This is a genomic window from Acinetobacter sp. YH12041, from assembly GCF_013419975.1.
Lineage (GTDB): Bacteria > Pseudomonadota > Gammaproteobacteria > Pseudomonadales > Moraxellaceae > Acinetobacter.
Genome location: NZ_VOZC01000002.1, coordinates 1 through 25,317 on the forward strand (window position 1 = coordinate 1; position 25,317 = coordinate 25,317).

General features: G+C 42.5%; 26 protein-coding genes and 1 pseudogene. 13 read left to right on the forward strand and 14 right to left on the reverse strand.

The window, feature by feature from the left end; all coding sequences use genetic code 11:
• Positions 1 to 117: pseudogene (locus FTU00_RS02350) on the forward strand (IS5/IS1182 family transposase); the annotation flags it as partial.
• Between the two features lie 184 nt (positions 118 to 301).
• Here the strand turns inward: FTU00_RS02350 and FTU00_RS15530 are convergent.
• Positions 302 to 442 (reverse strand): hypothetical protein, encoded by a 141-nt coding sequence (locus FTU00_RS15530; RefSeq protein WP_257229778.1) that lies wholly within the window; start codon positions 440 to 442, stop codon positions 302 to 304.
• Positions 443 to 911: 469 nt separating this feature from the next.
• On the opposite strand from FTU00_RS15530, the gene FTU00_RS02355 reads away from it, so the two are divergent.
• A complete protein-coding gene (locus FTU00_RS02355) occupies positions 912 to 1,694 on the forward strand; it encodes an rRNA large subunit pseudouridine synthase E (protein ID WP_005236402.1) in 783 nt (260 codons plus the stop codon).
• A gap of 8 nt (positions 1,695 to 1,702) precedes the next feature.
• Here the strand turns inward: FTU00_RS02355 and FTU00_RS02360 are convergent, their stop codons facing one another.
• Positions 1,703 to 3,061, reverse strand: coding sequence for a heavy metal sensor histidine kinase (locus FTU00_RS02360; RefSeq protein ID WP_180179005.1), 1,359 nt, complete (start codon positions 3,059 to 3,061; stop codon positions 1,703 to 1,705).
• Positions 3,058 to 3,729 (reverse strand): heavy metal response regulator transcription factor, encoded by a 672-nt coding sequence (locus FTU00_RS02365; RefSeq protein ID WP_180179006.1) that lies wholly within the window; start codon positions 3,727 to 3,729, stop codon positions 3,058 to 3,060. Before FTU00_RS02365 ends, FTU00_RS02360 begins: the two co-directional genes overlap by 4 nt.
• A 174-nt stretch (positions 3,730 to 3,903) precedes the next feature.
• On the opposite strand from FTU00_RS02365, the gene FTU00_RS02370 reads away from it, so the two are divergent.
• The 3 genes from FTU00_RS02370 to paaI all read left to right on the forward strand — a co-directional run bounded on the left by FTU00_RS02370 (position 3,904) and on the right by paaI (position 5,340).
• Complete coding sequence (locus FTU00_RS02370) at positions 3,904 to 4,347, forward strand: heme-binding protein (RefSeq protein WP_257229779.1); 444 nt, start codon at positions 3,904 to 3,906, stop codon at positions 4,345 to 4,347.
• 31 nt (positions 4,348 to 4,378) lie between these two features.
• Positions 4,379 to 4,777, forward strand: coding sequence for a hydroxyisourate hydrolase (uraH, locus tag FTU00_RS02375; protein WP_179993219.1), 399 nt, complete (start codon positions 4,379 to 4,381; stop codon positions 4,775 to 4,777).
• A gap of 170 nt (positions 4,778 to 4,947) precedes the next feature.
• Positions 4,948 to 5,340 carry a hydroxyphenylacetyl-CoA thioesterase PaaI gene (gene paaI / locus FTU00_RS02380; protein ID WP_180004073.1) on the forward strand — a complete coding sequence of 131 codons (393 nt, stop codon included), beginning with the start codon at positions 4,948 to 4,950 and terminating at the stop codon, positions 5,338 to 5,340.
• Between the two features lie 71 nt (positions 5,341 to 5,411).
• Here paaI and FTU00_RS02385 read toward each other — a convergent pair whose 3' ends face one another.
• The gene (locus FTU00_RS02385) at positions 5,412 to 7,115 is read right to left on the reverse strand and encodes a M61 family metallopeptidase (RefSeq protein WP_180004071.1); all 1,704 of its coding nucleotides are present in this window, start codon (positions 7,113 to 7,115) and stop codon (positions 5,412 to 5,414) included.
• Positions 7,116 to 7,290: 175 nt separating this feature from the next.
• On the opposite strand from FTU00_RS02385, the gene FTU00_RS02390 reads away from it, so the two are divergent.
• The 3 genes from FTU00_RS02390 to slyD all read left to right on the forward strand — a co-directional run bounded on the left by FTU00_RS02390 (position 7,291) and on the right by slyD (position 10,723).
• Positions 7,291 to 8,604, forward strand: a complete 1,314-nt coding sequence (locus FTU00_RS02390; RefSeq protein ID WP_180179008.1) for a D-alanyl-D-alanine carboxypeptidase PBP6B — start codon at positions 7,291 to 7,293, stop codon at positions 8,602 to 8,604.
• A 213-nt stretch (positions 8,605 to 8,817) separates the two neighbouring features.
• Positions 8,818 to 10,104 carry an NAD(P)/FAD-dependent oxidoreductase gene (locus FTU00_RS02395; protein WP_180179009.1) on the forward strand — a complete coding sequence of 429 codons (1,287 nt, stop codon included), beginning with the start codon at positions 8,818 to 8,820 and terminating at the stop codon, positions 10,102 to 10,104.
• 136 nt (positions 10,105 to 10,240) lie between these two features.
• Complete coding sequence (gene slyD / locus FTU00_RS02400) at positions 10,241 to 10,723, forward strand: peptidylprolyl isomerase (protein ID WP_004784172.1); 483 nt, start codon at positions 10,241 to 10,243, stop codon at positions 10,721 to 10,723.
• Between the two features lie 139 nt (positions 10,724 to 10,862).
• Here slyD and FTU00_RS02405 read toward each other — a convergent pair whose 3' ends face one another.
• The 5 genes from FTU00_RS02405 to FTU00_RS02425 all read right to left on the reverse strand — a co-directional run bounded on the left by FTU00_RS02405 (position 10,863) and on the right by FTU00_RS02425 (position 15,631).
• On the reverse strand, positions 10,863 to 11,636 hold the full coding sequence (locus FTU00_RS02405) for a M48 family metallopeptidase (protein ID WP_125279059.1): 774 nt from the start codon (positions 11,634 to 11,636) through the stop codon (positions 10,863 to 10,865).
• A gap of 112 nt (positions 11,637 to 11,748) precedes the next feature.
• Positions 11,749 to 12,057, reverse strand: coding sequence for a hypothetical protein (locus FTU00_RS02410; RefSeq protein WP_180011665.1), 309 nt, complete (start codon positions 12,055 to 12,057; stop codon positions 11,749 to 11,751).
• A 93-nt stretch (positions 12,058 to 12,150) separates the two neighbouring features.
• Positions 12,151 to 12,936 (reverse strand): M48 family metallopeptidase, encoded by a 786-nt coding sequence (locus FTU00_RS02415; protein ID WP_179993213.1) that lies wholly within the window; start codon positions 12,934 to 12,936, stop codon positions 12,151 to 12,153.
• Between the two features lie 129 nt (positions 12,937 to 13,065).
• Positions 13,066 to 14,385, reverse strand: coding sequence for an adenylosuccinate synthase (locus FTU00_RS02420; protein ID WP_004784184.1), 1,320 nt, complete (start codon positions 14,383 to 14,385; stop codon positions 13,066 to 13,068).
• A gap of 79 nt (positions 14,386 to 14,464) precedes the next feature.
• Complete coding sequence (locus FTU00_RS02425; RefSeq protein ID WP_004815411.1) at positions 14,465 to 15,631, reverse strand: ATP phosphoribosyltransferase regulatory subunit; 1,167 nt, start codon at positions 15,629 to 15,631, stop codon at positions 14,465 to 14,467.
• Positions 15,632 to 16,104: 473 nt separating this feature from the next.
• On the opposite strand from FTU00_RS02425, the gene FTU00_RS02430 reads away from it, so the two are divergent.
• Positions 16,105 to 16,851, forward strand: a complete 747-nt coding sequence (locus FTU00_RS02430) for an AzlC family ABC transporter permease (protein WP_180179010.1) — start codon at positions 16,105 to 16,107, stop codon at positions 16,849 to 16,851.
• Positions 16,848 to 17,147, forward strand: a complete 300-nt coding sequence (locus tag FTU00_RS02435) for an AzlD family protein (protein WP_180053854.1) — start codon at positions 16,848 to 16,850, stop codon at positions 17,145 to 17,147. The genes FTU00_RS02430 and FTU00_RS02435 overlap by 4 nt, the downstream gene beginning before the upstream one ends.
• A 36-nt stretch (positions 17,148 to 17,183) precedes the next feature.
• Here FTU00_RS02435 and FTU00_RS02440 read toward each other — a convergent pair whose 3' ends face one another.
• On the reverse strand, positions 17,184 to 17,480 hold the full coding sequence (locus tag FTU00_RS02440) for a hypothetical protein (protein WP_004815405.1): 297 nt from the start codon (positions 17,478 to 17,480) through the stop codon (positions 17,184 to 17,186).
• 179 nt (positions 17,481 to 17,659) lie between these two features.
• On the reverse strand, positions 17,660 to 18,688 hold the full coding sequence (locus FTU00_RS02445; protein ID WP_034170713.1) for a type I glyceraldehyde-3-phosphate dehydrogenase: 1,029 nt from the start codon (positions 18,686 to 18,688) through the stop codon (positions 17,660 to 17,662).
• 409 nt (positions 18,689 to 19,097) lie between these two features.
• Between FTU00_RS02445 and alaS the strand changes: the two genes are divergently transcribed.
• From alaS to csrA, 3 genes are all read left to right on the forward strand, one after another.
• A complete protein-coding gene (gene alaS, locus FTU00_RS02450) occupies positions 19,098 to 21,791 on the forward strand; it encodes an alanine--tRNA ligase (RefSeq protein ID WP_180004057.1) in 2,694 nt (897 codons plus the stop codon).
• Positions 21,792 to 21,855: 64 nt separating this feature from the next.
• Positions 21,856 to 23,136, forward strand: coding sequence for an aspartate kinase (locus FTU00_RS02455; protein WP_159123232.1), 1,281 nt, complete (start codon positions 21,856 to 21,858; stop codon positions 23,134 to 23,136).
• A 248-nt stretch (positions 23,137 to 23,384) separates the two neighbouring features.
• A complete protein-coding gene (csrA, locus tag FTU00_RS02460) occupies positions 23,385 to 23,642 on the forward strand; it encodes a carbon storage regulator CsrA (RefSeq protein WP_004784202.1) in 258 nt (85 codons plus the stop codon).
• A gap of 79 nt (positions 23,643 to 23,721) precedes the next feature.
• On the opposite strand, the gene rnhB is transcribed toward csrA, so the two are convergent.
• The 3 genes from rnhB to FTU00_RS02475 form a co-directional block, all read right to left on the reverse strand.
• Positions 23,722 to 24,312: a ribonuclease HII gene (rnhB, locus tag FTU00_RS02465; protein WP_004784204.1), complete on the reverse strand. Its 591-nt coding sequence runs from the start codon at positions 24,310 to 24,312 to the stop codon at positions 23,722 to 23,724.
• 57 nt (positions 24,313 to 24,369) lie between these two features.
• A complete protein-coding gene (locus FTU00_RS02470) occupies positions 24,370 to 24,750 on the reverse strand; it encodes a hypothetical protein (RefSeq protein ID WP_159123230.1) in 381 nt (126 codons plus the stop codon).
• Positions 24,751 to 24,933: 183 nt separating this feature from the next.
• A complete protein-coding gene (locus FTU00_RS02475) occupies positions 24,934 to 25,278 on the reverse strand; it encodes a hypothetical protein (protein ID WP_004815392.1) in 345 nt (114 codons plus the stop codon).
• Between the last annotated feature and the right edge of the window lie 39 nt (positions 25,279 to 25,317).

Here is a 25,317-nt window from a genome sequence, read left to right on the forward strand (position 1 = left end):
GGCAGTTTGAAAACCTTCAAAATTCTTGCTGAGCGATATCGCAATCGAGGCAAAAGACTAGCATTAAGATTCAATCTAATTGCTGGAATTTATAACTTGGAGCTGAGTGAAAAATGACTTATGAAAGGAATCTATTAATTGACTATTTAATAGATTAATCATGTAACTTTCATTTTGATATAGATTTTCTTATGCACCTTATTTAAAAATATTCAAACGATAAAAATAAAAAATCCCAACAGGATATGTTGAGATTCTTTATTCATAATCGGGTTAAGCTGGCAGTAAATATAGGTAATGTTCAGGCTATAAAATCTCGTAAAATGTGTTGATTTATCACTTCATCAAAATTTAGATTTGAAAGATTTTGCTTGTTATGTTTGATGGTTTTATAACAATAACTCGCTGCAATACCCATACTAATTAAAGTCAACAATTTCATTGTTCACCTCAAAATTAAAAATATTAGAAACCGTGAAATTAAAATATCAGCTTGCTTTGTAGTGGTCTAAGCCAGTTTGGAAAGCTTTTTGTATGGTATGTAAATCCGTCAAAACTATTTCAGGTCTATAAAAATCATTATCAGTTTTTTGCTTTGCCTTGAATTGTCTTATTTTCCCTTACCTGACTCGACAAGTGCAGTAAAAAATGAAGATCATCGGTCATTAACATTCTTAAACGGAAGATCATATTTGAATACAAAAAGTACATCATTTTAAAGCGGTATGGTCGCAATCAAATTAGATGCAAAACATAAATTCGAGGAAGATAAATCAGAATCTGCTATGATAGCTTCCACTTAGTGGACTCTTTTATGTCTTCCCTTATCTCCTATTTATAAGTAAAGGAGTATCACAATGGGCAACATGACTGCCACATCAGAATTATTTTATATATTTTAGTAGGTTAAAGTGAAAATTGTCATTCTTAACAAGCCTTATGACGTCCTCTCCCAATTTCGTCCAGATGAAAAACATCAGACTATGGCAGATTTCGTAGACGATCCGGATCTGCGTATTGCCGGTCGTCTGGATATGGATTCTGAAGGTTTGATGTTCCTGACCGATCATGGTGGTTTAAACCAATATATTACCAATCCAGCCAGCAAAAAATTCAAAACTTATCTGGTTCAGGTCGATGGGGATATAACCGAAGAAGCTCTAGAACAGCTTCGTAAAGGCGTTGAACTGAATGACGGTATTACGCTACCAGCCAAAGCAATTAAAGTCACTGAACCGGAATGGTTATGGGAACGTAATCCTCCTGTACGTTTCCGTGCTTCTGTTCCAACTTCATGGGTCGAAATTTCAATCTGTGAAGGTCGTAACCGTCAGGTTCGTCGTATGACTGCAGCAGTCGGCTTTCCTACATTACGTTTGATTCGCACCAAAATCGGTTCGATTGATCTGGTTCAATTAGGTTTACAGCCAGGTGAAACTAAAGAAATTGAACCCCTACTTTATCCAGACTTTAAAGATGTGCCTGCTCAAGAACCTTACCGCTCGCGCTCTTATGTGAAAAAACCGGGTGGTACCGGTGGTAAACCAATTAACAAGAAAGTAACGAAAGACGGCACCAAGAAAAAAACCGGCACACCGCGTATCTGGCAAATGGAAGAAGGTGAAAAACCACGTCGCAAGACCAATGGTACCACCCGTCCAAATACCAAGAGTCGTGGCCGTCGTACACGTTAAGCCACTGCTTAGATCGGGAAGATCAAACTAAAGACCACCCCTTGAGAATGGTTATTCACCTGAACTTCCCCCTGATGCAACTGCATAATGGACTGCACAATCGCCAAGCCCAAACCACCCGTTTGGGCTTTTTGATGCCGGCTGCTATCAACTTGATAAAAGCGTTCAAACAGATGGGCTAAATGCTGCTCGGGGATCTGTACACCTGCTGTCAGCACATCAATCCGACAGCTATTTTCTGTAGTCATCGCCGTGATTCTGATCTCGCCATTTTCCTTTCCATACTGCACTGCGTTGCTGAGTAAATTGGCAAGCGCACGTTGCAGATGTTCCGGATGCGCAGCTATATTCAGTTGAGCCGGAATATCCGTATAAATAGATATATTTTTTTCTTCTGCCAGAAACTCAAAATATGCCAGCAAATCTTCTATGATCTGGCTAAGTTCTAGTGTCTGTTTTTCTATCTGATAGTGGCCATATTCAACTCGGGCGATAAATAGCATGTTTTCAATCATCTGAGTTAGACGTTCATACTCTTCCAGATGGGAATACAGCAAATTTTCTAATTCATCGCGACTGCGTGACTTCGACAAGGCAATCTGGGTTTGCCCCATCAAGTTATTCAGGGGCGTTCGTAATTCATGGGAAATATCTTCAGAAAATCGGGCCAACTGTTCATAGCCTTGCTGTATTCGGTCCAGCATGGCATTCATAGCCTCTGTTAGTTGCTGCACCTCAATAGTTCGGGATGGCAACTCGATACGCTGATCCAGCTGCTGCACATTAATTTGCTGAGTGGCGTAAATTAATTGGCGCATGGATCGCAGTAGATAGTGCCCCATCAGCCAGGCTAACAAAGTAGATAAAATAATACCAAGCAGAGTGTAGATCACTAATTTTATCAGGTAATGTTTTAAAACCTGTTGCCCTGCTGCGAGCTGCTTACCGGCAATCAGTTGATAAGACTGTCCATTAAAGTCCACTTGCTTAAATGCCAAACGGGTCGTGGGTTGTTCAATCTTATTATTTTGATAATTCAGCTTGGTGTGATAATCCAATAGAGGAATAGCGATATTTAAAGGATTAATGTCAATCAAGGTATTCTGAGCATTTTTAAGAATCAGTAAGTTATCTTCCTGTCCAAGCATATTCTCATAAAGCTCCGGATGCTCGATCAGCACCTGAAAGCTTTGCTGATCAGCCAGAAATATTTCTATTCTGGAAATCCGCAAGGCCAAAGCTTCATCCTGCTGTTGTTGCACCATCTGCTGCATATTGTGATAGGACAACCCGCCGATACTTAAAAAAACGATACAGGAAATAAGGCCAAAAGCGATGCCGAGACGTGTGCCCAAATGCATTTTCATGCGTGCACATCCAGCTTATAACCCATACCACGTACAGTATGAATAAGTTTTGGACTGAAATGGTCATCAATTTTAGAACGTAATCGGCGTACGGCAACATCAACGACATTGGTGTCGGTATTGAAATTAATATTCCAGACTAGTGAAGCAATTTGTGTCCGGGTTAAAACTTCGGACTGGTGTTCCATCAGCAACTGTAAAAGCGCAAACTCCTTTTGGGTAAGCTCAATTTTTTGCTGGTCTCGAAATACTTCCCGGGTTAAACGATTCAGCTCTAAATTGGCCACCTGATACATTTCATGTTCAACTTTCGGTACACGGCGCAGCAGGCTTTTTATTCTGGCCAAGAGTTCGATATAAGAGAAAGGCTTGGTTAAATAGTCATCTGCACCCAGTTCCGATCCTTTGACCCGGTCAAGCACATGATCTTTGGCAGTCAGCATAAGTACGGGAACTTTAGAAAAAGTACGCAAGGTTTTGAGGACTTTCCAGCCGTCTAGGTCGGGCAGCATCACATCCAGCAATACCAGATCAATCTGTTGCTGTTCCAGCACCGATAAGGCATGCAGGCCATTACCCACTTGTGTAGTCTGGTAGCCGGATTCATTTAAGCCTGTGGCCAAGAAGCCGGCAATTTTGGTTTCATCTTCTACAATTAAAATATGCATGGGCTGAGTTTAATCAATTTCATACGGCGCAAAGATTACAAATTGGTAATCTGATTGTCATCCATGGGCTTCAATTCTTTGATTATGATCTTCTCAATTTCTATATGACTGAACATTATCATGAGAAGTAGATTGAATCAGCAAAAAATATTGTTATATCTAGCGAGTTTAGCAATGGTTAGCTTAAGCCATGCTGAATTAAAAACGGCCTATATTATGGACTTGAGTACAGCAAATCAGCTTACTGAGAACGTCATGCAAGCTTGTCAGAAAGCCAGCAAACCCGCTGCAGTCACAGTACTGGATCAAGGCGGCAATGTCTTGGCCAGTCAACGGCATGAATCTGTCGGAATTCACAATTTAACTGCATCACAGCTTAAAGCCTTTACTGCATACTCGACTAAGACCAGTACATTGGATTTCATGCGTCATGCACAAAAGAACCCGGATGCACAAAATTTAAATACCCTGGATGAATTGTTATTATTGGGCGGCGGGGTACCTGTGGTTTATAAAAACCAGCTCATTGGCGCTGTTGGCGTTGCAGGCTCTGGTGGCTCTGAACAGGATCATCAATGTGCCGCACAAGGCATTCAACATACTTTAAAACAACTTTAATTTTATCTATCTATTGAATAGGAACAGACCTATGAAAAAAATTATTTTTGGTGCTCTTCTAGCGGCGACAGCAAGCTTTTCTTTTGCACAGAATCCTTTAAGTGTGCATGTGCTGAATCAGGAAACTGGTCTGCCTTCCGCCAATGTCGCGGTGATTTTGGAAGCTCAGCAGGGTGACAAGTGGGTAAAACTGAATGAGTTAAAAACAGATACCAATGGCCGTATCAAAGAGTTTTATCCTAAAGATACAGCTTTACAGAAAGGCATCTATAAAGTGACCTTCAAAACCGGTGACTGGTTTAAGGCCAATAATCAACGCACCTTCTTCCCTGAAGTACCTGTGGTATTTACGATTGACGGTGCTTTGGAGCACTATCATATTCCGTTATTACTGAGCTCTTATGGTTATTCAACCTATCGTGGCAACTAATTCTTAATCCCTAAAAGCGTCATTTTCATGGCGCTTTATTTTGAAGCGTAAAACAGCTGCATTGCATCATTCATCTGGCTTTCGCTTGTTATTTATCTCCTGGAATGTTATTTATGATTCACATAATTAATATTTTTAAAACAAAGTGTATCCAAAAAAGGAGTTCTGCAATGGATCAGCAAGTGAACCAGATGTTTAATCAGGACCGATTAATTCAGTATCTCGGTGCACATCTAATTTCCTATAACCACAATCATGCGAAGATTGAACTTAAAGTGTCTGAACAACATTTACAGGGACATCAGACCTGTAACGGCGCTGTGATTTTTGCATTAGCTGATGCTGCATTTGCCATTGCCTGCAATACCGGCGAATACCCAGCAGTCGGCCAACATTGTGGTATTCATTATCTGAAACCGGCACTGCTCGGTGATACCCTTACCGCCATAGCTGAACATAAAGCCAGTAGCGGTCGCAGTGGGATTTACGATATTCAGATCCTGAATCAGGAAGATCAAATCGTGGCTGAATTCCGTGGAACCTCACGACTGATCGTTAAATAATTATTCTAAAACTTAATGCAATAAAAAAACCGGTGCATCAACACCGGTTTTTTAAAACAGCAAATGCTAAATTAAGCTTTCAACCATTTCTCAGCTTTAGTTTGATCTTCAACTTTCAATTCAACTTCAGTCAGTTCAGAACCACCATTTTGAACGTCAAAAGTCATCAGCTCATCACGACGGAATGCATGGACAGTATACGTACCTTCCTGTTTCGCATATTTCTCGACAAGTTTCGTCGTTGCTTTAAGTCCATCAATCGCCACAATCACATCATTCGCTGAAAGGCCCGCTTTCACCCCTGCTCCATCACGACGTGCAGACTGAACCAGCACACCTTCAGGCTTATCTACAAGTTTCAAACCAAATGGTAATGACTTGTCATTTTTCAGCGTATAGCTCACGCCAAATTCAGGTAATAACTGATCTAATGGCAATTCATCAGTAGTATTGATCAGGTGATTAATCTGTTCTAACCAGTTATCACCAGTCAATTCCTGACACAATTCGAAAATAGTGCGTTCATTGACCTGAATGCCATTTTGCGTATTTTCATATAGCTTACGCATCAAAGCGTCCAGACTTGAGCCACGCAGACGTAAACCTAGATCCAGACAAAGTGCAACTAAACAGCCTTTATTGTAGTAGCTGGTACCGGCATTATTTGAGTTTTCATCCTGACGATAGAATTTTACCCAGGCATCAAAGCTAGACTCAGATACTGACTGAATAAAACGTCCCGGGTTTTGCAAATAACGGTCAATCTGCGCTTTGAGCAATGCAATATAAGATTCCTGATTAATCACGCCACTACGGAGCAGAATCAGGTCATCATAATACGACGTAAACCCTTCAAAGATCCAAAGCAAAGAGGTATAGCCTTCTTTATTTAGATCATAATTCACGAAGTTTTCTGGACGAATAAATTTCACTAACCATGAATGGAAATACTCATGACTACATAGGCCAAGGAAACGCTGATAATCTTTCGATGGCTCTTCAGGCTCATCTACTTTAGGGAAATCATCACGCGGTGTAATCAGACTGGTTGAGTTTGGATGCTCCAAACCGCCATAGCTGTTCCCGGTGGCTATGGTCATAAAGGTATAATCATTGAATGGCGCAGAACCGAACATGGAAATTTCTGTCGCACAGATTTTTTCAATGTCCTGCTTCATACGCTGTTCATTCATCGCATGCTTGCCTGACACCACAAACTCATGCGGAATGCCATTGGCTTCAAAGCTGAAACGGGTCTGCTCTGCCAGTTCAAACGGCGCATCAATCAGTTCAGCATAGTTTTTAGCTTTTAAGGTATAACGACCTTTCACCAGACTTTTGGCCTGCATGCCCGTCGCAAGCTGGAAATGTTTCAGTTCATCCGGCAGGAATACTTCTACTTCAATTTCTTTATGCTCCTGACCTTCTAGACCCAAACATGCACAAGCTGGGTTCACATAGAGACGGTTTTGATCCACATATGCACCACGAACAGACAGGTCATACGCGTAGACATCGTATTCCACAGTAATCAGTTCATGATCCGTATTGAATAAACGCCATTTATTCTTTTCAAACTTCTGGATTTGTAGCTGGCGTCCATCCTCATCATAAGCCTTGACTGCTTCAATATGCTTGGAGAACTCGCGAATCAGGTAACTACCCGGAATCCAGGTCGGTAAAGAAAGGACTTGTGTTGGGTCTGCTAAAAAGCGAAGAGTTACGTGAATAAGGTGCTGACGATAATCGTCAAATTCGATTTGATAATGCAACATAATGGGCGATATAAAATACAAATAAATGAGTTATAGCTTAGCTTAGCATTTTTTAGGCCAGTATTGCTTAGCTGTCGCATTTGTCTACATTTCTGACTAGCTATCCTTAAAAAAAAGGCATAGCATGCGTGAAAATTAAATCGTTCATCGACCGGTTGGTTATTAAGGAACACCTTTGAAATACATCATCTCACTGCTTGCAGTTCTTAGCCTGTTTGTGCCTGCAATTTCATATGCTGCCCTTCTGAATATTTTGCCTGAAAGCGTTGAAGCAGAAGCCTGGACCATTCTTGACTCACAGTCAGGCCAGGTCATTGCCGAACACAATGCCGACGTTCAACGTGCTCCAGCTTCCCTCACCAAAATGATGGTCGCTTATATTGCATTGAAAGAAATTCAGGCGGGTAAATTAGATAAAAGTGAAGTATTAACTGCAACACCGATTGTGAAAACAGTGATGTGGGATGAGTCACAAATGTACCTGAAAGAAGGTGAGCAGATTTCGATTGATCAACTTCTGGCAGGTCTGATTATCATGTCGGCGAATGACGCTGCTGTGACATTGGCAGAAAAAATTTCAGGTGATATTCCAAGCTTTGTCGAGCGAATGAATCGGGAAGCAAAATCGTTGGGCATGACCCATACCCATTTCCAGAATCCGGCCGGTATTACCATGCCTGAGCACTATTCTACTGCAGCGGATCTGGCGCGTTTGTCGGCAGCTGTAGTCAATCAGACTCCGGACTATCTGTATTATTCCAAGCAGCCAAGTTTTAGCTATAACAACCATTTCCACCGTGCCACTAACCGTGTGTTGCAAGTGGACTCAAGCGTCGATGGTTTAAAAACTGGCTTTACTCGTGCAGCCGGCTATAACCTGGCGCTCACTGCCAATCGTCCGACTTATGACATGGAACTACCTCACCGTCGTTTGATCGTGGTAGTTCTAGGTACCAAAAGTGCTGCCAAACGCGCTGAAGTGTCGCATAAGTTAATGAATCTGGCGTATACCTATACCCGTAATGAAGTCGCCATTAAAGACAAACAGCTACTCGCTGAATTACCGGTGATCAAATCGACTTTGAAAATGTTTAAGGTAGAGACCAAGCAGCCGCAGATTATTACCACCTCTTTATATGATCAGAATTATGCCATTGATCTGAACCAGTTCGATCAAAACCATCAACGGGTAATGTTGAATACAGGTGATGGTGTAATGCAAAGCATTGAACCGCTCCATGAAACCCAGACCCATATTAATGTAGAAATGAATGCTTCTGAGTTGATTGCACCTATGGCCAAAGTGATGCCATTAGCGACGATTCATGTGTATCAGAATAATCAGCTTATTCGTACCATCCAGATTGAAGATATGGTGGAACTTGAAGAAGCCGGTTTCTTCCAGAAATTCCTGAGCTGGTTATCTAGCTTCTTTGGCATCTTTGCAGAAAATGCACCAAGTGCCAAACTCTATCCAATCCAGAAATAAACACTGAATACAGTTAGAAGGCCTCTCATTTGCCTTCTAACCCCCCCTTAAATTTCTCCCTTTTCTCTCGTCAATTTTACCTCCCCTGACATAATTGCTACGTTTTGTAATTTGTATAACAATTCTAATCAAGACGGCCTGCTGCCCATGCCATAGTATATTTGGTCTAAATTTCTCTTATTTTTATTAGAAAAATAAATAGGTTAATAATATATGACAGCACATCGAATCGTAATTGTAGGTGGTGGCGCAGGTGGGTTGGAGCTGGCTACTCAACTGGGCGAAACCTTAGGCAAAAGTGGCAAAGCGCATATTACCCTAGTAGATCAGAAACTGACGCATATCTGGAAACCCTTATTGCATGAAATTGCTGCAGGTACGCTTAATCCGCATGCAGAAGAAACCAATTATTTTAGTCATGCTGCGGCTCATCATTATCACTTTGTGCTGGGAACATTTGTTGATCTGGATCGTAAGGCTAAAGAAATTGTTCTGGAAACAGATTACTTTTCTAAAAAAGCTCAGCCTAAACAGAAAAAAAATATCAGCTATGACACATTGGTGCTGGCACTAGGCTCTACTTCCAATGATTTTAATACGGAAGGTGTTGCCCAATACTGTCATTTTCTCGACAGCCGCCAGCAGGCCGATGTCTTTCAGCAGGATCTGCTACATCTTTATCTCAATGCTCAAAATCAGACCTCTTCCCGTGAGCTTAAAATTGCCATTATTGGAGCCGGTGCAACTGGTGTAGAACTGGCTGCCGAGCTGGTGATCGCCAAACAAAACTTTTTTAAATATGGTCTGAACAAGATTGATCCAAATAAAGTCAAAATCACTTTGATTGAAGCGGCTGACCGAATCTTACCTGCACTGTCTGAGAAAATGGCTGAACACACCATGGAGCAACTCGATCGTCTAGGTATTGAGGTATTAACCAGTCATAGGGTCGCTAAAGTCGATGAAGACCAGATTTATTTTGCAGATGGTTCAAGCCTCGAAGCAGAAATTAAAGTCTGGGCTGCTGGAATTAAAGCACCTGAAGTTCTGGCAAAACTTAAAGAGCTGGAAAAAGACAACATTAATCGCCTAAAAGTTTATGCAACTCTGCAAACTCTGTCAGACCCGGATATTTTCGTTTTTGGTGATTGTGCGCATTGTCAGCCTGAAGCAGATCAACCGGTTTTAGGCCCGCGTGCGCAAGTCGCCAGCCAGCAGGCCGCTTTTCTGGTCAGAGCCTTAAAAGCACGCATTAATGGTGAAAGCTATTTACCGATGTTCAAGTTTTCTGACAAAGGCTCATTAGTGTCTTTAAGTCAAAACAGCGCTGTCGGTGAATTATTGGGTCAGGTCAATGTTCAAGGCTTTGTCGCGAAATCCATGTATGTATCCCTGTACCGGATTCATCAGGCCACCATTCATGGCTATACCCATGCTGGCCTGTTAACTGCCAAAGACTTTGTTACACGAAAAATTGCACCCAAGCTGAAATTGCATTGAAATTGTAAATATTGTCCTCATATATGAAAAAATCGTCATTAAACATGTCAAATTGCATTTTTTTGCTATTTTTAGTCTACAAAAATACAATTTCACTTTATGATGTACCCTTAAAAAATTGAATGGATCAATTAATATGACTGCTATTGCAAATAACCTCGTGGTTTCTTTCCACTACACATTGACTAACGCAGAGGGTGAAACTCTCGACAAATCTCAAGGTGAACCACTTGCCTATTTGCACGGTGCAGGTAACATCATCCCTGGTTTAGAAAAAGCTTTAGAAGGCAAAACTGTTGGTGAAAAATTCACTGTAAATGTTCCTGCTGCTGAAGGCTATGGCGAATATAACCCAGAGCTAGTGCAAGAAGTGCCTAAACAAATGTTCCAAGGCGTAGACAACATCCAGGCAGGCATGCAGTTCCAAGCACAAACTGATGACGGCGTTCAAATCGTAACTGTTAAAGCAGTTGAAGGTGACAACGTAGTTGTTGATGCTAACTTCCCGCTTGCTGGTCAAGATTTAACTTTCGAAGTTGAAATCGTGTCTATCCGTGAACCTTCTCAAGAAGAACTTGATCACGGTCACGTACACGGTGCAGGTGGTCACCACCACTAAGACTTCCCGGTCTTTAGCACAAAAAGGCAAAGTGAAAACTTTGCCTTTTTTATTGCCTTAAGATTTTAAATATAAAAAAGCAGGACTACTGCCCTGCTTTTCATCATTAAAATCGCGAATCACTCAAATTACGCAATCATTAACGTTTGTTATAGATCTGCATTGCTGCTGGCAGATTTTGACGCATTGCTGCGATACGCTGACTGTTCGATGGGTGAGTAGACAGGAAAGTCGCGCCAGTGCTACCACCTTCAAGCTTGTTCATTTTTTCCCAAAGAGTAATCGCTGCATTCGGGTTATAGCCAGCACGCGCCATGAGAGTTAAACCGCCCTGATCAGCACGGCTTTCTAGGTTACGTGAGTAAGGCAAGCCGATACCAATCTGGCTACCCAATTGTGCTACTGCAGCACCACCTTGTCCTACGCCCGCTGCATTTAAACCAATACCCAATGCCAGATCAGTCAGGGCTTGTGCACCAAGTTTCTGTTTCGCATGCTCTTCCAGGGCATGGACCATTTCATGACCCATAATGGCTGCAATTTCAGCATCGGTCAGATTCAGCTTGTTCACGATACCGGTATAGAACACCACTTTACCACCAGGTGCCACAAAAGCGTTGACCTGATCAGATTTCAATACGGCCAACTGCCATTGGAATGCAGTACCCGTCTGGTTCAGCTGGTTGGCATAAGGTTTTAAACGGTTAAAAACAGCATTAATACGACTGTATGTCGCTGAACTGGTATCCAGCTGGCCTTTCGCTTTAGCGTCTGCCACCATGGCATTGTAGCTTTGGCTGGCTGAAGCATTTAAAGTCGCAGTATCTGCACCTGCAATATCGGCAATAGTTGTACAACCAGACAAAGTAATGGCTGCGGCTGCACCCATACCTAACAAGAATTTATTTTTCATTATAGTGACTCCACCATAAGCAAAAGGTTAATTTACATTGTAAAAAATTATAAGTTAAAGGCCGGATCAACTAAATGTACAATTACTTCATCTTGTTATATTTTATGTAATTTTAACCCCAATACTGTATCGCAAGCCAATAAATCAGACAGACAATATTTAAACCTAAATATAAATAACACAAAGGTTTAATTTTTTCTTCTAAAATTTCACTTTTACGCTTAAAAAATAGAAAAGCATTCTGTAACAAGATGACCGGTACTAGTACACAGGCAATGATCACGCTCAAGCCAATGAATGCCCCATAAATAATGTCAGGATCCCGAGTTTGGGCACGTATAATTAGCATCGCAATGGTCGGTGCGCCGCCCATCGCGAATAACAAGGAATAGAACATCGTTCCCGAGATATTTTTATGCATCCTGCATACTCATATTTTATTTTGTTTTATTCTAACAAGCGCCATGCCACTGCACAGCACTTGCTGTTAAGACTTTAGTCCTGAATTTCCAAATTATTTCTTAGCCTTATATACCGTCATCGCTTCAGGCATCAGCTGTTGCAAGGCTGCAATTCGGTCATCATTCGTTGGATGCGTAGAAGTAAATTTATTCAGGACGCTATTGCCACGGCTGTCTTGTGCATTCATTTTTTGCCACAACGTAATCGCTGCATTCGGGTTATAGCCTGCTCGTGCCATCAGCATGAGCCCGCCTTTATCGGCACGGCTTTCCAGATTACGTGAGAATGGCAAGCCCACACCAAATTGAGCACCCATATCCAGCAGTAGCCCACCATAACCACCAGCGGACTGCCCGACATACTTGCTACCGATACTTACTGCCAAATCGGTAAGTGCTTGCGCTCCTACCTTATTTTTAGAATGTTCCTCAAGCGCGTGCACCATTTCATGTCCCATGATGGCAGCAACTTCATCGTCTGTAAGTTTTAGTGTGTCGACAATACCCGTATAGAACACCACCTTGCCACCTGGTGCGACATAGGCATTAATCTCGTTGGATTTGATCACAGCCACTTGCCAGTCAAACTTCTGCCCAGTCTGATTCAGTTGATCCGCATACGGCTTCATTTTCAGGAAAACCCGATTTACTTTTTTATAGGTGGCAGAAGTCGTATCCAGAATCTGTTTCTGCTTGGCCTCTGTCAGCATCTGATTATAGCTTTGTGCTGCACTCAGATTTAATGTCGCTGAATCAGCCCCCATCAGATCTGCAACCGTAGTACACCCCGTTAATGTGGTCGCAATGACCATCCCCGCCAATAAATTTTTATATTTCATGACCTTCTCAAATATATAAGGTCAAAACATCATAAAGAATCCAAACAGGTTTTCAATCATTTTTATAAGCTTTTCCAAATAAAAAACCCTGTGAAATCACAGGGTTTTTATCATTTTCAGCTTAAAGGATTAAGCATCAAACGGATGGCGAAGAATAATGGTTTCTTCACGGTCTGGACCAGTTGAAATGATGTCGATTGGACATTCAATCAATTGTTCAAGACGTTTCACATAGTTAATTGCCGCTTGTGGCAATTGATCTAGTGATTTCGCACCGAAAGTAGATTCTTTCCAGCCTGGCATAGTCTCGTAAATTGGTTTTAAAGTTTCAAATGCAAGCGCATCAGAAGAACCAACACAGCCAGAATCAGCAGCTTCGTAACCTACACAGATTTTCACTTCTTCCAAACCGTCAAGAACGTCAAGTTTAGTCAAGCAAATACCAGACAGTGAGTTCACTTCTACTGAACGACGCAGGATTTCAGCATCGAACCAGCCACAACGACGTTGACGGCCAGTAGACGCACCAAATTCTGAACCTACAGTACCCAGGTGTTTACCAATTGCATCACCTGTATCTGTTGCAGCGTCATACACCAACTCAGTTGGGAATGGACCTGAACCTACACGAGTAGTATACGCTTTAGTAATACCAAGAACGTAGTCAAGGTGTAATGGACCAAGACCTGAACCTGAGCTTACGCCACCAGCAGTCGTGTTTGAAGAAGTCACGTACGGATATGTACCGTGGTCAACGTCAAGCAATGAACCTTGTGCACCTTCGAACATGATTTTCTTGCCAGCTTTACGGTAAGCGTGAAGTTCACCAGTCACGTCCATAACCATAGGCTCGATCACTTTGCGCCATTCGTCGCAAAGCGCAAGTACGTCTTCAACTTTAACTGCTTCAACACCGAAGAATTGAGTCAATTGGAAGTTGTGGTATTCAAGCAATTCTTCAAGCTGAGCTTTCAGATGTTCGCCACCACGTACCAGGTCAGCAACACGGATTGCACGACGCGCTACTTTATCTTCATAAGCAGGACCAATCCCACGACCAGTTGTACCAATTTTCGCATTACCACGTTTTTTCTCACGAGCTTGGTCAAGTGCGATGTGGTGTGGAAGAATCAATGGACAGTTTGGAGAAATGCGTAGACGTTCACGTACTGGCACGCCTTCTTTTTCAAGAATATCCATCTCTTTGATGAGCGCTTCAGGTGAAAGAACCACACCATTACCAATTAAGCACAATACGTTTTCACGTAAAATACCTGATGGAATGAGGTGTAATACAGTTTTCTTACCACCAACCACGAGAGTATGACCTGCGTTATGTCCGCCTTGATAACGAACTACTGCAGCCGCTTGATCTGTGAGCAGGTCGACGATCTTACCCTTACCTTCGTCGCCCCATTGGGTACCAAGTACCACAACATTCTTGCCCATAATAGCCTCATTACATCATGCTGTTAAAGTTGAAAGTCCCACTCAGCGACATGAACACTGAGTAAAACAATTAAAGCGATTAAATCGTTTTGATAGTCCACTCACCGTCCACATTCACCAGCTGGTGAGTTGCATACGGTACCGAGTTTAAATCATCATTACCTAATAACTGAATTACACTTAAGCCTTGTGCACGGGTTGCCTGAATCGCATTTAACAGCGCAGCATCTGTACCCTTAGGTGCTACCACAACTTTAGCTGTAGCAAACTTGCCTGCACTTAAAGCATATAAGTCACAAGAGAAACCAGTTGCCGGACGTGCACGACCAAAATGCTCACCAATGCCATCATAACGGCCACCTTGTGCCAGTGCCGCAGCACGGTTTGGTGCATAAACTGCATACATCAGGCCGGTGTGATAATGGTATGAACGTAACTCGACGACATCAATCCCAATATGCAGATTCGGCCAGCGCACCTGAACTTCATTTTTGGTGGTTTGCAGTGCATCAAATGCCTGTTTGAAGGCTGGATTTTCTAATACTTCAGCACTTAAATTCGTTTTTAAGGCATCCAGGTCACTTGCAAAGCGGCCAAGCGTATAGAAGTCTGAACCAAACTTAAGATTTGCAGTAAATTCAGCCAGTTCCGGCAATGCTTTACGTTGATACAGATCAGACAGTTGGCGTTCGGTTGCTTTACTTAAACCCGCTTGTGCAATCAGACTACGGAACAGACCAACATGACCTAAGTCAAGGTGGACGCCGTCGGCCAGACCCGCTTCCTGAATCAGGCTGATCATCAGGTCAACCATTTCCACGTCAGCATCAATGCTGTCTGAACCAAATAATTCTGCACCTAACTGCAATGGTGCACGTGTGGTATTAAATCCTTGAGGTTTCGTATGTAAAACCGTACCCGCATAGCAATAACGAGCCACACCTTCCACTGGATGTACATGCGCATCGATACGAGCCACTTGTGGTGTCATATCGGCACGCACACCAAGCAAGCGGCCAGACAGCTGGTCGATCACTTTAAAAGTGGCTAAGTCTAAATCCTGATTCGATTCTGAGAGAGAAGATAGAGATTCAATGTATTCAATAAATGGCGTGTACACCAGCTGATAACCTCGAGATGCGAGGAAATCCAGTGATTGACGGCGCAGGCTTTCGATGACTTGCGCTTGTTCTGGTAATACATCAGCTACACCATCAGGTAATAACCATGTCTCTGAAATGGGCATGTTGTAAACCTAAATTCTTGTCAGCGCGGAATAAACCGCATAAAAAAATCGGGAGCACACCCGATTTCTCCTAGTCTAGCACGATCGTTTAGGCTGTGCATCGCAATTTTGATAATTTTCTCTGACTGAACAAAGGACTTAGATAGATAAACCAAACCATCTCCCTCTTATCAAGAGAAAATAGGCTGAATAAAATTTAACAACCAACATATCAACTTGATTTTCTAATATATTTCCCCAACCAAAACAATGACGAAAAACTTATTCTTGATTCAATCCTCATCTATCCAAGGGTAAGAATTTATAAAATATCAGTACTAGATGCTTAAAAATAATCCTATACAAAAACCTAATGTGCAGACTTAAATGACCAAGAAAACAGCATCATTCTGGTAGAGTTTAAAGGGGCTGCAAAGACTCCGGTATTTCTTATAAACTTTCTTTCTCCTTCTAGAATAAAACCCGATCATCTCATGCCTCCCTTTCAGCCACGTATAACGCCTTCTGATGCCACTCCTCTGAGTGAGTTTCAGCGTGGTGTGAAAGACTGCATACCTTTATTATTGGGTGTAATTCCTCTGGCGCTGGTCTTGGGCGCAACAGCAGCACAAAAAGATTTTAGCCTGCTTGAGGTTCCCTTGCTGACCGGGCTGAACTTTGCTGGCGGTTCCGAGTTTGCAGTTTTAGAAGCCTGGACTGATCCACCGCATCTGCTTACCTTAATCTTTATTACTTTTCTCATTAACAGCCGCTATATTCTGCTCGGTGCCAGTCTGGTACCTTATTTAAGACATCTTCCAAATCGAAAAATCTTTCCGGCATTATTTTTTATGGTCGATGAAAGCTGGGCCTTAAGCCTGACAGATGCACAGCGTCGACTGGCACAGTTTGGTTATCGATATGCTTTTAGTCTGCCTTATTATGCCGGGCTATGTATTGTTCTTTATCTGGCTTGGGTCGGCTTTACGACACTCGGTGCCCTGCTTGGACCTGTGCTAGGTGATATTAACCGTTTTGGTTTTGATATGGCTTTCCCCGCCATTATGCTGGTTTTGCTGAAAGGCATGTGGAAAGGCTTTACTGAAGCGAGGTCTTGGCTAATCAGTTTTATTTGTGCTGCTCTAGCTTATAGCTATCTACCGGGAAACTGGTATGTGCTGATTGGCGCACTTGCAGGCATTACCTCTGCCTTCTGGCTCATTCAGAAGGATGAAGCATGATTCAGATGAGCACTTTTATCGCAATCTTATTGGTGGCGCTAACGACTTACTGCGCCCGGATACTTGGCTATGTCCTACTGAAGAACAAAACCTTAAATAATCGTCAGCGTAAAATTCTGGAAGTGATTCCAGGTTGTGTACTGATTTCGATGATCACCCCATATTTTTTACGAGATGATCCGGCTGATCTGATCGCTATAATGTCGACACTATTCGCTGCATCACGCTTTGGGATGCTGCCAACCATTTTGATTAGCATGGCCTCGGCAGCTATTTTAAGAACCTTACTAGTTTAAATCCTTTATATAAGGCTAAGCCAGCATGAAAGGGTCTTATGACTTTGGTTCTACTACTTTAGCGAGCAGATTTACCAGTTCTGCATTTTGCAGCTCAACTTTTTGCAGTTTGGCTGTAGTCTGATCCAGTACTTCCTGCTGTACATGCATCTTTTTCGCCAGATCCTGCATAATTTCCAAGGTCTTTTTTAAATTTTCTTCCAGATGTGCCACTTTTTCCTCAACTGGCACGCCTTCCACATTTTGTGAACTCTCATTATTATTAAATTGCAGCCAGATCAAAAAAATCACAGCCAAGGTCAGTAATATAATAAATCCCCAGATCAACATCATGTGCTTGCTCTTATTCCATTTAATTATCTTTATCTTAACGAAAAAATATCCAGATCACAGAAATATTCGGCATAAATCCAGAGCTTTTCGATCAATTACGTTCAACTTCTTATTCATTTTCTTCTAATTTTTTAATCTTGCATAAAAAAGCACCCCATTTGGGATGCTTTCAAAATAGCTTAATCTGTATAAAAGGATTCACAGAGATCCAGCAAACGGTTGGCATAACCCCATTCATTATCATACCAGGCAAATACTTTAGCCTGATGCCCCACTACCAGGGTTTGGGTCAGATCCACAATCAATGAGTAAGGCGAATGATTAAAGTCTGAAGATACTAAAGGCTCATCTGTCACAGACATGATTTCAGCAAAATCCTGACGTGCAGCGTTCATTAATACTTCATTCAACTGATGATCAGTAATGGGTGACTGAGAAATAAAAGTCAGATCAATTGCTGCGACATTAATGGTTGGCACGCGAATCGAATAACCATCAATCCGGTTCTCCATCTTCGGCATTACGCGTTTTAAAGCACCCAAAGCTGAAGATGTGGTTGGAATAATATTTTGCCCGGAAGCACGGGCACGTCTTAAATCACGATGGGCATGATCCAGTACTGACTGATCCGCAGTCACCGCATGAATTTCAGTCATCAGTGCAGTCTCAATCCCAAAGGCATCATCAATGATTTTGACTAGCGGTACCAATGCCTGCGTAGTACAAGACACGCTAGAAATAATCTGGTCACTTTCTTTGACATCACGATGGTTGACGCCATAGACAATTGCAGCATCCACCGTATCAAACGGTGCAGCGCCGATAATCACCCGTTTTGCCCCGGCAGTAATATGCTGAGTCGCAGCCTCACGCGAACGGAATAAGCCGGTACATTCCAATACCACATCAATATTCAGTTCATGCCATGGCATTTCCACCGGATTCGCCTGTCTTAACACCTGAACTTTCTGATAAGCATCGCGATAAGTGACATGCAGGTAGGCATACTCATCTTCATACGTCAGATCAACCTGCCCCGGGAAACGGCCATGAGTAGAATCATATTTAAATAAATGCAATAAGGTTTCAACGTCGGCAACGTCATTAATGGCAACGATGTCAAAATTAAAATCTTTCGGATTTTCAAACCATGCACGCAACACATTGCGTCCGATTCGTCCAAAACCATTAATTGCGATACGTTGCATCGACGTTCCCTACTGCGGCATAAAACTTTATGCGCCTATATTAATGGAATTATCCAGCTGACTGATAACTATTCAGCTAAATCCACTAAAAATTACACAGAATGTCCAATATTTCATCGAAAAATTCATGCTTTACTTGAAGCAATCCAGTCTTTCTATCAGCGAGAATGAAGATAAATTGCTGTAATGACAATAGCTTTTGATTTTGCAGGGCATTTTTCTGATTTTTCCAATATTCATTCCTTATAGTTTTATGATCTATAAATATGAAAATCATTGGTTGAACAGGCATTTTCCGTTATAATTTGGCGTTTTTAAATATTTAAGCCCCGCATTGCAGCAGAGAACCAACCTTCTTGTCAGACTGTGATGTTTTTAGCCAAATCGGAAATTATGGAGTGACTTGGTTGTGAGTACTCGTTTTATGACATCAGCTGAAATTCGCGAAGCTTTTTTAAGCTACTTTGAATCGCAAGGGCATACACGTGTCGCGTCGAGTTCTCTGGTTCCTGCCAACGACCCAACATTATTGTTTACCAATGCTGGTATGAACCAGTTTAAAGACTGCTTCCTGGGTCTGGAAAAACGTGACTACGTTCGTGCAACATCTTCACAAAAATGTGTACGTGCAGGTGGTAAACACAACGACTTAGATAACGTTGGCTACACAGCTCGTCACCACACATTCTTTGAAATGCTGGGTAACTTCTCGTTTGGTGATTACTTCAAACGTGATGCGATTAAATTTGCCTGGGAATTTCTGACCGGCGACAAATGGCTGGCACTGCCTAAAGACAAATTGTACGTAACTGTGTATCACACTGATGACGAAGCGTTTGATATCTGGAATAAAGAAGTTGGTCTAGATGCCAGCCGTATTATACGCATTGGTGATAACAAAGGCGAAAAATACGCATCAGACAATTTCTGGGCAATGGGCGATACTGGTCCTTGTGGTCCATGTTCTGAAATCTTCTATGATCACGGTGAGCACATTTGGGGTGGCCTGCCTGGTACACCTGAAGAAGATGGCGACCGTTTCATCGAAATCTGGAACAACGTATTCATGCAGTTCAACCGTACTGCGGATGGCGTCCTGCACCCTCTTCCAGCACCTTCTGTTGATACCGGTATGGGCCTTGAGCGTATTTCTGCGGTTCTGCAACATGTCAACTCTAACTATGAAATCGACCTGTTCCAAAACCTGTTAAAAGCTGCTGCTGAAATTATCGGTCTAGATACTTCAGATATTGAAGCGAAAGCACAAGCTGAAAATAAACCGGTTGAATACCCTGCTTCACTTAAAGTTGTGGCTGACCATGCACGTTCATGCTGCTTCCTGATTGCGGATGGTGTGAACCCTTCGAATGAAGGTCGTGGTTATGTACTGCGTCGTATCATCCGCCGTGCAGTTCGTCACGGTAACAAACTGGGTGCGACTGGTTCATTCTTCCACAAAATGCTTCAGCCTTTAATTGATGTAATGGGTGCTGCTTATCCAGAGCTTGAAGCAAACAAAACACGTATCGAAGCTGCATTGCTGAAAGAAGAAGAACAGTTTGCTAAAACACTTGAGCAAGGTCTGAAATTGCTTGAAGGCGAACTGGCAAATCTGAAAGGTTCTGTGATTCCAGGTGAAATCGTATTCAAACTTTATGATACTTACGGCTTCCCAACTGACCTTACAGCAGATATCGCACGTGAACGTGATTTAACGATTGACGAAGCTGGCTTTGAAAAAGAAATGGCTGCACAACGTCAACGCGCACGTGATGCCGGTAAATTCGCAATCGACTATAACAGTGTCGTTAAAGTTGAAGGCGAAACTCAGTTTGAAGGTTATGACGCGACCGCAGGTCAAGGTCAAATCATCGCAATCTACAAAGATGGCGAACAGGTTGACGAAGTGGTTGAAGGCGACGAAGCATTAATCGTTCTTAACCAGACTCCTTTCTATGCAGAAAGCGGTGGTCAAATCGGTGATACAGGACTCTTCAAAAACGATACCGGTATTTTCGAAGTTCAAGATACCAAAAAATCTGGTGGTGCATTCGTTCACCAAGGTATCGTGACTATGGGTAACTTGAAAGTTACTCAAAACGTGGAAGCAACGGTTAAAGCCGACATTCGTGCCGCAACTGCACGTAACCACTCTGCAACTCACTTGCTACACGCTGCCCTACGTCAAATCCTGGGTTCACACGTACAACAAAAAGGTTCATTGGTTGCGTCTGACGTATTACGTTTCGACTTTGCTAACGATCAGCCTGTAACGTTTGAGCAACTGCAAGAAATTGAACGTCTGGTAAATGCCGAAGTGATTGCCAACACGCCTGTTACCACTGAACTGCTCGACATCGAATCTGCGAAAGCCAAAGGTGCGATGATGCTGTTCGGTGAGAAATACGGTGAAGAAGTTCGCGTATTGTCTATGGGTTCAGTGATTGACGAGAAAAACTTCTCAATCGAGCTGTGTGGCGGTATTCACGTGAAACGTACAGGTGACATCGGTCTGTTCAAAATCACTTCTGAAGGTGGTGTCGCAGCAGGTGTACGTCGTATTGAAGCCGTAACCGGTACTAAAGCGGTTGAAGCCGTACAGAAAGTCGATCGTGATGTTCAATATATCAATGGTTTGTTAAAAGCACAGAACCATCAAACAGTCGAAAAAGTTGAAGCTGTGGTGGACACTGCGCATCAATTGCAAAAACAGATTGAACAGCTGAATCAAAAATTGGCAAGCCTACAAGCCGGTGAACTTTTAAGCCAGGTTCAAGAGCTTGCTGGTCGTAAAACATTAATCACGACTGTTCAGGGTATGGATGCGAAAGCACTACGTAACCTGCACGATGGTGTGAAATCAAAATTAGAAAATGCAGTCATTGTTCTTGCAGGTGTAGAGGGTGACAAGGTTAGCTTGATTGCATCTGTAGCTAAAGACTTTACTGCTTCTATTAAAGCGGGTGACATCATCAAACACTTGGCAACTGAGCTAGGTGGTAAAGGTGGTGGTAAACCTGACTTGGCACAAGGTGGCGCGCCACTTAACGAGAAGTTTGCTCCAGTGATGGCTGATTTAGCAGCTTGGCTTGAAGCAAAATAAAAACTTCATTTTGTGTAACTGACCCTGATCGGAAAATCAGGGTCATGGTTTATATGGAACAACTATGGCATTAATCGTTCAAAAATATGGCGGTACCTCAATGGGTACTCCCGAGCGCATTCTCAATGTTGCTCGTCGTGTGAAGCGCTGGCATGACCATGGCCACAAGATGGTTGTAGTCGTATCTGCTATGAGTGGTGAAACCAACCGCTTGCTTGCTCTCGCGAAAGCCATTACCGAAACCCCTGACCCACGTGAACTTGACCAAATGGTTTCTACGGGTGAACAGGTAACGATTTCCATGTTAGCTATGGCGCTGAATTCAATTGGCGTTGAAGCTAAATCTTTAACTGGTCGCCAGGTTGGTATTAAAACTGACAGTGCATTCACCAAAGCACGTATCGAATCTATTGATACCGATGTATTGACTGAAAACCTGGATGCAGGCCGCGTGATCGTGGTGGCTGGTTTCCAAGGCTTTGATGCTGATGGCAATACCACAACTTTAGGCCGTGGTGGTTCTGATACTTCAGGTGTCGCACTTGCTGCAGCGCTTAAAGCGGATGAATGTCAGATTTACACAGACGTTGATGGCGTATATACGACTGACCCTCGTGTTGCGCCTAAAGCGAAAAAAGTAGACCGTATCTCTTTCGAAGAAATGCTGGAAATGGCATCTTTAGGTTCTAAAGTTCTTCAAATTCGCTCTGTAGAATTTGCAGGCAAGTACCAAGTGCCTTTACGCGTACTCTCAAGCTTCGATAATGACAATGATGGCGCATTTGACGAAGACTTCAAAAACAACGTCGGAACTCTTATTACTACTGAACTGGAAGACAACATGGAACAGCCAATTATCTCTGGTATCGCGTTCAACCGCGACGAAGCTAAACTGACTATTCTGGGTGTTCCAGATGAGCCAGGTATTGCATCTAAAATTCTTAAACCAATTGGTGATGCCAATATCGAAGTGGATATGATTATCCAGAACGTTGAAGAAGATGGTACAACTGATTTCACGTTTACTGTAAACCGCGGTGAACTCGCTAAAGCCAAAAAAATCCTTGAAGAAACTGCTCAAGCGATTGGCGCACGTGAAGTTGCAACTCGTGATGACATCGTAAAAGTGTCTATCGTAGGTGTAGGTATGCGTTCTCACGCTGGTGTAGCGAGCAAAATGTTCACTGCCCTTGCTGATGAAGGCATCAACATCCTGATGATTTCTACTTCTGAAATCAAGATTTCAGTAATTATCGAAGAGAATTATCTTGAGCTTGCAGTTCGCTCACTTCACACTGCGTTTGGTTTAGACCGTGAACATGGTGAATCTAGCGCACGCGCTTAAGAGAACTACAAAATACCGTCATTGTCTGACAGTATTTCATTAAATCTCTACAAAAATGCAGGGCCACTATAGTTTTTTTTATAGTGGCTCTGTTATATTAAGCCTAAGGATTTTCAACAGTCTGGATAGTTAACCTCTTCATTTCATGGACAGGACTTTCTATTCAAACTTTAATTATATAATTTTAGGTTGTGTTTTTTTATTACATTCAATAGATTGCAGGTTTTGCATTTTGCAAGGAGAGAAACATGCTGATTTTGACTCGACGCGTCGGGGAAACTTTAATGATCGGAGACCAAGTCAGCGTGACTGTACTTGGCGTAAAAGGCAACCAGGTTCGTATTGGGGTAAATGCTCCGAAAGAAGTCTCTGTACACCGTGAAGAGATTTACCAGCGTATCCAGCATGAACGTGCAATGCATGAACATCTTCAGCATATTGACCAGGATTATCAGCCTTCTTCTTATGAAGATGATAACCAGACACAAAATAACTTTAACCGTTAATTTTGTATGAATATAAAAGCGGCTTTTAAGCCGCTTTTAATTTGTCTAATTTTCAACTGCATAGCAAAATAATCAGACTTTATCCTGCCTGCTGCTGATCAAGCAACGCTGCCAGCACTTTTTTCACCGGTCCGAAACTACGACGGTGCTCATCAATCACCCCGTGTAAGGCAATCGCTTCAAAATGTGCTTTGGTCGGATAACCCTTATGCTTGGCAAAGCCAAATTGTGGATACTTCTGATCCATCTCTACCATCTGGCGATCCCGGGTCACTTTTGCCAGAATACTGGCTGCCGAGATTTCAGGATGCAGAGCATCCCCACCTACAACCGCATCACAGCTCATCGCAAGACCCTGAGGAATCTTGTTGCCATCGACCAGTACATGTTCCGGCTGAATGCTTAATGCTTCCACAGCGCGGCGCATTGCCAGCAAAGAGGCCTGCAAAATATTATGCTCGTCGATTTCTGCCGCAGAGGCTTCAGCGATGGCCCAAGCCAGTGCTTTTTCCTGAATCTCAATAAAAAGTTTTTCGCGCTTCTTCTCGCTTAGCTTCTTGGAATCATTTAAGCCCTCAATCGGGTTATTCGGATCCAATATCACAGCCGCAGCGACCACCGATCCTACTAATGGCCCACGCCCTGCTTCATCTACACCAGCAATATTCATTTTATTTCCCATAAAAAATAGGCTGAACCAGTCAGCCTATTCAAATTTGATTTTGACTTAGTTTACCGCTTCAGCCACGCAAGCGTTAATAGTATTTGCAACGACATTGCCTACAATAGTTGCACGTGCTGCTGGGTCAATTGCTGCAGTCGCCAAATCTACCGCAGTCACGTTTTGTGGTGCTTTTTCACTCACGCAACCACAAATTTCAGACTGGATATTCTGTTTTTGTGTTTCTGTCATTAAACGTGTTGCAGTTTGCCAAGCCGGAATATTATTTAGTTCAGTAACACATTTTGCATTGATGGCAATTTTAATGGCTGCAGAACCGAGTTGCTGACCTGTACTTGCTTGAGTTGGGGTGCCTGTACCTTGGGGTGCTACGCAGGCAGAAAGAACAAGTGCTAATGGAGCAACAACAGCCAATAATTTTTTCACGGATTTTATCCTTTTTCAACTTTTAAAATATGCAGCTATTGTGCCGAAGTTTATCGCAATAAGAAATCTAAAAATGCGCCATGATGTCTAATCTGCGCACATCCAGATTCACAGCCATCACAGGAAAGAAGACTCACTACTCATTTAAGGGTAAGGCCTGAATAAGCCAGCACCCAAAAATCCTTAATTGATAAACTCGCCCATACAGCCTTTTAAGCTATTGGCAATTGCTTTACGGGTCAGCTCTTTTTTAGTTTCTTCATCAACGGTTGCTTTTAACAGGGTTTTAGCCGGAACACCTTCCAAGGCATGCTCACCTACACAGCCACATACTTTTTGCTGTAAATGCTGTTTATTGGCTTCAGCCATGAAATAAGTACCCATTTTCCAGACTTTGGAATCTTTCAGCTCTTGGCCACACTGATATTCAATCAGAGGTTTCAGGGCTTTCTGAGTCATTGAGGTATCTGCACAAGCAGGATTGATTAAGCTAACAGCCAGAACAGGCCACAGGAATTTTAATTTCATCTTTGGTTCACAGATCAGATTAAATAAAAAGGCAGAGCG